Origin of the sequence: Corynebacterium sp., assembly GCF_030535495.1 — a bacterium.
Taxonomy (GTDB): domain Bacteria; phylum Actinomycetota; class Actinomycetes; order Mycobacteriales; family Mycobacteriaceae; genus Corynebacterium.
Genome location: NZ_JAUNRW010000032.1, coordinates 14766 through 22023, shown reverse-complemented (window position 1 = coordinate 22023; position 7258 = coordinate 14766). Strand labels below are relative to the sequence as shown.

General features: G+C 66.8%; 5 protein-coding genes and 1 tRNA gene. 3 read left to right on the top strand and 3 right to left on the bottom strand.

What is annotated here, in order from left to right; all coding sequences use genetic code 11:
* Positions 1-246 precede the first annotated feature (246 nt).
* Positions 247-323 (bottom strand) — tRNA-Met (locus Q4F73_RS05905).
* Between the two features lie 99 nt (positions 324-422).
* Entirely contained in the window at positions 423-3419 is a 2997-nt protein-coding gene (locus Q4F73_RS05900; protein WP_303358431.1) for a UPF0182 family protein, read from the bottom strand.
* 137 nt (positions 3420-3556) lie between these two features.
* On the opposite strand from Q4F73_RS05900, the gene Q4F73_RS05895 reads away from it, so the two are divergent.
* Together Q4F73_RS05895 and Q4F73_RS05890 are read left to right on the top strand one after the other, a co-directional pair.
* The gene (locus tag Q4F73_RS05895) at positions 3557-4042 is read left to right on the top strand and encodes a PPA1309 family protein (protein WP_303358433.1); all 486 of its coding nucleotides are present in this window, start codon (positions 3557-3559) and stop codon (positions 4040-4042) included.
* Positions 4043-4081: 39 nt separating this feature from the next.
* Positions 4082-4762: a hypothetical protein gene (locus tag Q4F73_RS05890; protein WP_303358430.1), complete on the top strand. Its 681-nt coding sequence runs from the start codon at positions 4082-4084 to the stop codon at positions 4760-4762.
* Here the strand turns inward: Q4F73_RS05890 and Q4F73_RS05885 are convergent.
* The gene (locus Q4F73_RS05885; protein ID WP_303358429.1) at positions 4759-5832 is read right to left on the bottom strand and encodes a PDZ domain-containing protein; all 1074 of its coding nucleotides are present in this window, start codon (positions 5830-5832) and stop codon (positions 4759-4761) included. The genes Q4F73_RS05890 and Q4F73_RS05885 overlap by 4 nt on opposite strands.
* Positions 5833-5914: 82 nt before the next feature.
* Between Q4F73_RS05885 and Q4F73_RS05880 the strand changes: the two genes are divergently transcribed.
* Positions 5915-7258: zinc-dependent metalloprotease (locus Q4F73_RS05880; RefSeq protein WP_303358428.1), on the top strand; the 1344-nt coding region annotated here is incomplete at its 3' end.

Here is a 7258-nt window from a genome sequence, read left to right as displayed (position 1 = left end):
CCTACGACCTCTGGGTTATGAGCCCAGCGAGCTACCGAGCTGCTCCACCCCGCGATGGGTGCTATTCACTTTCACCGTCGCCGTAACGACATGTGTGACTATATCAACCCCCCGCCCCCGAACCCAAATCCGCCGGTCACCGCCTTCACACGGTCCGGCATGCACAAGACCAGTGCCCGGCAGCGCCCCCGGGTGCCCCAACGACGACACCCTCCCAACCGGAGTTGAGAGGGTGTCGTGGTGAATTGGTAGCGGGGGCAGGATTCGAACCTACGACCTCTGGGTTATGAGCCCAGCGAGCTACCGAGCTGCTCCACCCCGCGACGGGTGCTATTCACATATCACCTGACCACGTTTCCGTGGCAGATGTTGAACTATACCCACCGCCTGGGGATGATCACAAATCCCCAGGCCAGGTAGGTTTAGTTGCCGCCTGCGGAGCGGTAGTCGGCGACGGCGCGGTCGAGATCGTCCAGAGCCTTGCCGTAGTCCTCGAAGGAACCGTCACGGGCGTCCTCGAGGTTGCGCAGGGCGTCGTTGATGCGGTCGATGGCCTCGCCCTCGGTACCGGTGCCACCCGCGGGCGGGCTCGGTGCCTCGGTGGCTTCGCCGTCATCACCCTCGCGCTCGTCCGGGGTCGTGGCGGCCTCGACACCCGGATCCTCCGGGCTGACTTCGGTCGGGGTGCCGGCGATGTCCTGGGCGGCACGCGGGTCAATGCCCACCTGCTCGAGTGCCTCGGAGATCGTCGGGGCGTAACCCACGCGGCCCTTGTAGGACACGAGCACGCGCAGCAGCTTCGGGAACGCCGACTCCTGGTTCTTGCGCTGGGAGTAGATCGGCTCGGCGTAGAGGATCTCGCCACCACCGACCGGCAGGGTCAGCAGGTTGCCGTTGTGCAGCTCGTTGGTGCCCTCCCACAGGGTGCGGTCGCGGGCGACCTGGTCGGAGGACATGAGCGCGTCCTGCGCCTGCTTCGGGCCCTGCGTCTGGGTGTTGGTCGGCAGGACGCGGACCGTGATCTGGCCGTAGGTCTCCGGATCGGAGCTGACCGCCATGTGGGCGGAGAGGAACTGACGCTCCAGGCCACGGAACGGGGTGATCAGCTGGAAGCTGGGCTCCTGGGTCTCCGGGTCGGCGGCGACGACGTAGTACGGCGGCTGGTTGAGGTTGGTGCGACCCTCAGGTGCGGTCGGATCCTCGGACACGGACCAGAAGGCGTCGTTGGTGAAGAACACGCCCGGGTCGTCGACGTGGTAGCGGGCGAGCAGGTCACGCTGCACCTTGAACAGATCCTCCGGGTAGCGCAGGTGCTGGCGCAGCTCGTCGGAGATCTCGGACTCGGGGTTGACGGTGTCCGGGAAAATTCCCTTCCACGCCTTGAGGACCGGGTCCTCGGTGTCGAACTCGTAGAGCTCCACGGTGCCGTCGTACGCGTCGACGGTGGCCTTGACGGAGTTGCGGATGTAACCGACGTTGTCGGTGATCAGCGCACGCTGGGTGCCGTCCGGGTTGAGCGCGTCGACGGTGGTCTCGGTCAGCGAGGTCTGCTCGGTGTAGGGCAGCGCACGCAGGGTGGTGTAACCGTCGACGATCCACTTGATGCGGCCGTCGATGACAGCCGGGTAGGTCTTGGAGTCGGTGGTCAGCCACGGGGCGACCTTCTCCACGCGGGAGCGCGGGTCACGCTCGAAGAGGATCTTCGAGTTGCCGTGGACACGGTCGGAGAGGATGAGGTTCATCTCCTGGTAGCGCGCGGCGAAGGCGGCCCGGTTGAAGATGTTGCCGATGTCGACACCACCGTCACCCTCGTAGGTGTAGAAGGTGGTGTCCGTGTCGTACTCCACGGCACCGGAACCGTTGTCACCGACGATGGCGTAGTCCGCCCCGTCGTTGGAGTTGGCGATGACCGGGCCGTAGTAGATACGCGGCTGGTCGACCTTGATACCCAGCTCCTCGGCTTCCTCGGCCGCGTCACGCGCAGCGTTGGACTGCAGGTCGGAGACGGTGAACACCGGGAAGCCACCGCGGGTGGAACCGGCGTCGCGGGCCGCCTCGTCGACGGTGTTGGCCTGGGCGGCGATGAAACCGTTGCCGTGGGTGTAGACGGTGTGGCGGTTGATCCAGTCGCGCTGGTTCTCACGCAGGGCGTTGGGGTCCATCTCGCGGGCCGCGACGACGAAGTCACGCAGCTCGCCTTCGACCTCGTAACGGTCGACGTTGAGGGTCTCCGGGAAACCGTAGAAGTTTCGCAGCTGCTGCATCTGGGTGAACGTCGGGGACAGGATCTCCGGGTCCAGCAGACGGATGTTGGAGATCGTCGCCTCGTCGGCGGCGACCGCGTCGTCGCTGGCGCCGCCGGCTCCCCAGTTCTCCAGGTAGGTCACCTGATCGTCGGTGAGACCGTAGGCGTGACGGGTGGCCTCGATGTTGCGGGAGATGTACTCGGCTTCCTTGGCCACTCGGTTCGGCTGGACGGAGAATCGCTCCATGAGCAGCGGCCAGGCGACACCGATGACGAAGGACGACAGCAGCAGCAGGACCACGCCGAGCGCCGGGATACGCAGATCCTTGAGCACGATCGCGGAGAAGAACGCCACGGCGACAAAGATCGCGATGATCATGAGGATCATCTTGGCCGGCAGGTGGGCGTGGATGGCGGTGTAGCTGGCACCGGTGAAGGTCTCCTGCTGGTTGTAGAGCAGGGAGTAGCGGTCCAGGAAGTAGGACCCCGCCTGCAGCAGCATCCACAGGCCACCGGTGACGGCCAGCTGGACACGCGCCGGGCGAGCGATGTGGCCCTTGACGCCCATCGCCTGATTGCCGATGCGGATGCTGCCCAGCAGGTAATGGCCGATGAGGGCGATGACGAACGCCACGACCAGCAGGAGGGAGATGGTGTCCACCACGAGGCGGATCATCGGCAGGCTGAAGGCGTAGAAGCTGAGGTCGTGCCCGAACTGCGGGTCCGGAACGCCGAAGCTGGAACCGTTGAGGAACATCATGACGGTGCGCCACGTGCCCTGACCGACGAAGCCGGCGAAGAGTCCGACGACCACCGGGATGCCGATGAGCAGGGCGCGGACGGACTTGTCCAGGGCCTGCCGGTACTGGTGGACCGGGGAGTTGAGGTCGAGGGTCTCCAGCGTGTCCGGGCGGTTGCGCCAGGTGAAGAACCCGGCGAGCCAGACAATGAAGCCCGCGACCAGCGCGAAAGCGAAGAACAAGGCGATGCGGACAAGGAGCACCTTGGTGAACACGCCACGGAAATCGACTTCGCCGAACCAGAGCCAATCGGTGTAGAAACCGATCGCCATCGGCGCGAGGATGAACAGTGCGGCGACGATGCCGACGATCCAACTGAGCAGCCGTGGAGGCCGGTTGAGGGACGGGGAGGGTTGTGAGAGGCCGGTGGCCAAGTCCTTCTCCTAAATATTTAAGACATACTTTTCTGCCGGTGTACTGTCCATAGCCTAGAGAAGTACACCCCTGTAGGACCAACGGAGGATGGACCGTGACAGTTCCCGAAAACTCTTCGCAGGCGCTGAACAAGGCCATGATGGAGGCTGTGGAGTTCGTCCACGCCGAAGGCTGGGACGCCGCCCCGAGCCTGTTCGCCCTCGTTCCGACCCGCCTTGTGGCCGACCAGCTCGGCGATCCGGAGGACGCCGCCCCGCTGACCCTCGTCGTCCAGGAACTGCCGGAGCACATCCTCCCCGGCTCCGATGAGCTGGGAGATTACCTCTCCCGCCTGGCCTGGCCCGCGGAGGTCGAGGGAGTCATTCTGGTGCAGGAGATCATGTTCCGGGAGGCCGCGCTTGACGACGCCCCCGCCCGCCCCGCCCGCCTGATCAGCGGCGTCCTGCGCCCCGAGGGTGTCGAGCTGACCCTCCTGCAGCTGCGCCCCACCGAGGAGGAGCTGGCGGCGGCGGGTGCCTTCGCGGAGGACGACATCGCGCTGCGCGGGGGCCCCGACGTCGCCCCCGGTGTCATCTCGGCCCTGCGCTTCGGCCTCGAGCAGGACCCGGATCCCGTCGACTAGAATGGTTCAGAACGCCGTCTTCAAGGAGTCTGAGGCCCCGTGCGATTGACCCGCCCCGCCCGCATCACCGCCGCCACGGCCGCGGTGCTGCTCTGCGCTGGCCTGGTGGCGTGCGGTTCCGACGAGGAACCGACCCCCACCCCGACCACTCCCCCCACTCCCACGGAGACGGCCTCCCCGGCCACCACTCCCACCACCACCTCCCCCACGGAGACACCCACCAGCGAGGAAACGGCGCCGCCGACCACCCGGGCCACGGAGACGACGGGGACCACGGTGTCGTCGACAAGCAGGCGCGGAGTCCCGGACGATGTCGCCGAGGTGCAGAAGATCTTCCGCTCCGTCGCACCGGACTCGCTGTTCAGCGAATTCGAGTCGTGCAACGACAGCGGCATCAACAATGCCTGGGAGTGCTCCGGGCCCGAGGTCGGTCAGTTCCAGTTCTTCCAGTCGATGTCCAAGGCCGCGTCGACGACGCAGTTGATCACGGAGCTGCGCAGCTCCCGGGTCGTGGAGGACACCGGCCGCAAGGTGGTCGGATGGTCGACGCTGGGAACCACGGCGGTGATCACGGTCGTCGACAACGAGGAGGGACTGGTCATGCAGCAGATGGTCTCCTCCGACCGCGTCGACCCGCAGGAGCGGATCTACGAGCTGGGTCTGGCCGAGCCCCCCACCTCGGAGACCGAGGAACCGGAAGAGGACAACGCGGAGACCTAGCTACAGGTCACCACGTCGCGCCCGGCACCGAAGTCCTCCATCGCGGTGATGGCGTCATCGAGCGTGCTCACCTGCGCCACCACGATGCCGTCCTGCTGACCCTTGAGCGCCTCGGCGCAGTTGCCGGCCGGCGCCAGGAAGAGCTCCACTCCGTCGGCCGCGGCCGCCCGCACCTTGTGCTCGATGCCACCGATGGACCCCACGGTCCCGTCCTCGGCGATGGTTCCGGTGCCCGCGACCAGGCGACCGGCGTTGATCTCACCGGGCGAGAGCTTGTCGATCACCGCCAGCGAGAAGATCATGCCGGCACTCGGACCACCAATGTCCTGCAGGTTGTAGGAGACCTCCACCCCGTCGACAGGCTGCGAGTTCATGAACACCCCGAGCAGGGCCACGTTCTCATCCTGGGGGTTGGCACCGAGCTCGATGCTCTCCTCGATCTCCGTGTCACCGCGACGCAGGGTGAGCCTCACCTCGTCGCCCGGTTGCTTCGCCCGGACGATCTCCTGCACCTGACCCGGCTTATCGACGTCCACCCCGTCGACCGCCGTGATGACGTCACCGCCGTCCAGACGCCCGGTCGCCGCGGATTCCTCCATGACCTCGGCGACGACGATCTCCACCGGCCGTCCGAGATAGTTCATCGCGGCCACCGTGGCGGCCGCCTCCGAGGAATTGAACGCGGCCCGATTGGCCTGCTCCACCTGCTCCGGGGTGAGGTCCGGAGGGAAGATCTGCTCGATGGGCACGAGGTTGTCGTCGGTGGTCAGCCACCGGGCGAGCGCCTGCGAGAGGGTCATGCCCGAACGCACCGACACCGTCGTCATGCGCAGTTCACCGGAGGTCTCGTCTGATTCGGCGCCCTCGATCTCCACCACCGGGGTGCCGTCGACCTCTCCCAGGGTGTCGAACATGGGACCCGGCCCCTCCGCCGCATAGGGCACCGTCAGGGAGATGTCGGTGCCCGGGATGTGGTCCATCGACACCAGCGCGGTCAAGGCCAGGACCGGCACGGCACCCCAGGCGAGGGTGCGGAGTCGACGGTTGGCGGGGGCCGAGGAATCATTCACGGTGAATCAGGGTACCTGTGTTCGCTGTCAGCGTTGCCCACATCATGGCTTAAGGTTGCCACCCGCCGGTAGATTGGATGCCATGAACACAGGTGGATTCGGCTTCTCCTTCGGACCAGGCGACGATGACGACGACAAGTCCCGGCGCGACCAGAATCCCTTCGGCCCCTTCGGCTTCGGCGGGGCGGACGGATCCGGCGGGCTGGGCGACATGCTCAACCAGTTCGGCCAGATGCTCTCGGGCATGGGTTCCACGATGAACTCCCCCGAGGGCCAGGGCCCCGTCAACTACGCCCTCGCAGAACGCATCGCCCGCCAGCAGATCGGGCAGGTGGCCCCCGTGCGCGATCAGGATCGCGCTGCAGTGGAGGAGGCCGCCCGCCTGGCTGAGCTGTGGCTCGACGACACCACTCAGATGCCCACGGCGGGCGGCCGCGTCGTCGCCTGGAACGCCGAGGACTGGCTCACCCAGACGCTGCCCATGTGGAAGCGCCTGGTCAGCCCGGTGGCAGAGCACATGAACGAGGCCCAGCTGGCGTCCCTGCCCGAGGAGGCCCGCGACATGGTCGGCCCCATGCTGCAGATGATGAACCAGATGTCGGGCATGAACTTCGGCATGCAGCTGGGCAATGCCCTGGGGGACCTGGCCAAGCAGGCACTCACCGGCTCCGATTTCGGTCTGCCGGTGGCCCCCACCGACCTCACCGCCCTGCTGCCGGTGAACATTGCCGCCGCCGGCAAGGAACTCACCGTGCCCGGCCAGGAGCTCATGGTCTACATCGCGGCCCGTGAGTCCGCCCGCCAGCGCCTCTACCGCCACGTCCCGTGGTTGGTCGAGCGCCTCGTCTCCTCCGTGGAGGAATACGCCGCAGGCCTGGTCATCGACACCTCCCACATTGAGGAGGCGACCCGCGAGCTCAACCTCGAGTCCGGCGACCCGGCAGCCATCCAGGACGCCATGCAGCGCCTGCAGGGGATGGATCTGTCCCCGCGGATCTCCTCCCGCAACGCCCAGGCCGTCTCCCGCCTGGAGACGCTGCTGGCTCTCGTCGAGGGTTGGGTGGAATACGTCGTGGATCAGGCGATGAGTGAGCGCATCCCCTCCACGGGCACCATGACCGAGGCCTGGCGCCGTCGCCGCGCCACCGGCGGGTCCGCCGAACAGGCCTTCGCCAAGATCGTCGGCATCGAGTTCTCTGCCCCGAAGGTCGCCGAGGCTGTCGAGCTGTGGCGCCGCGTCGACATTGCGGTGGGCCAGGAGCGCCGGGACGGTATCTGGGAGCACCCGGACCTCATGCCGTCCGCCGAGCAGCTGGACAACTCCGCCGACTTCATCGACGGGCTCCTCGGTGAAGAGGACTCCGATGAGTTCGACCGCGAGTTCGCGAAGCTGGAGGAGATGCTGCGCGAGCAGGACACCGACGGC

Excerpts from the sequence above, each read along its gene's own strand:
- Q4F73_RS05895 (WP_303358433.1), top strand. The coding sequence starts at position 3,557 with ATGATGGAGGCTGTGGAGTTCGTCCACGCCGAAGGCTGGGACGCCGCC.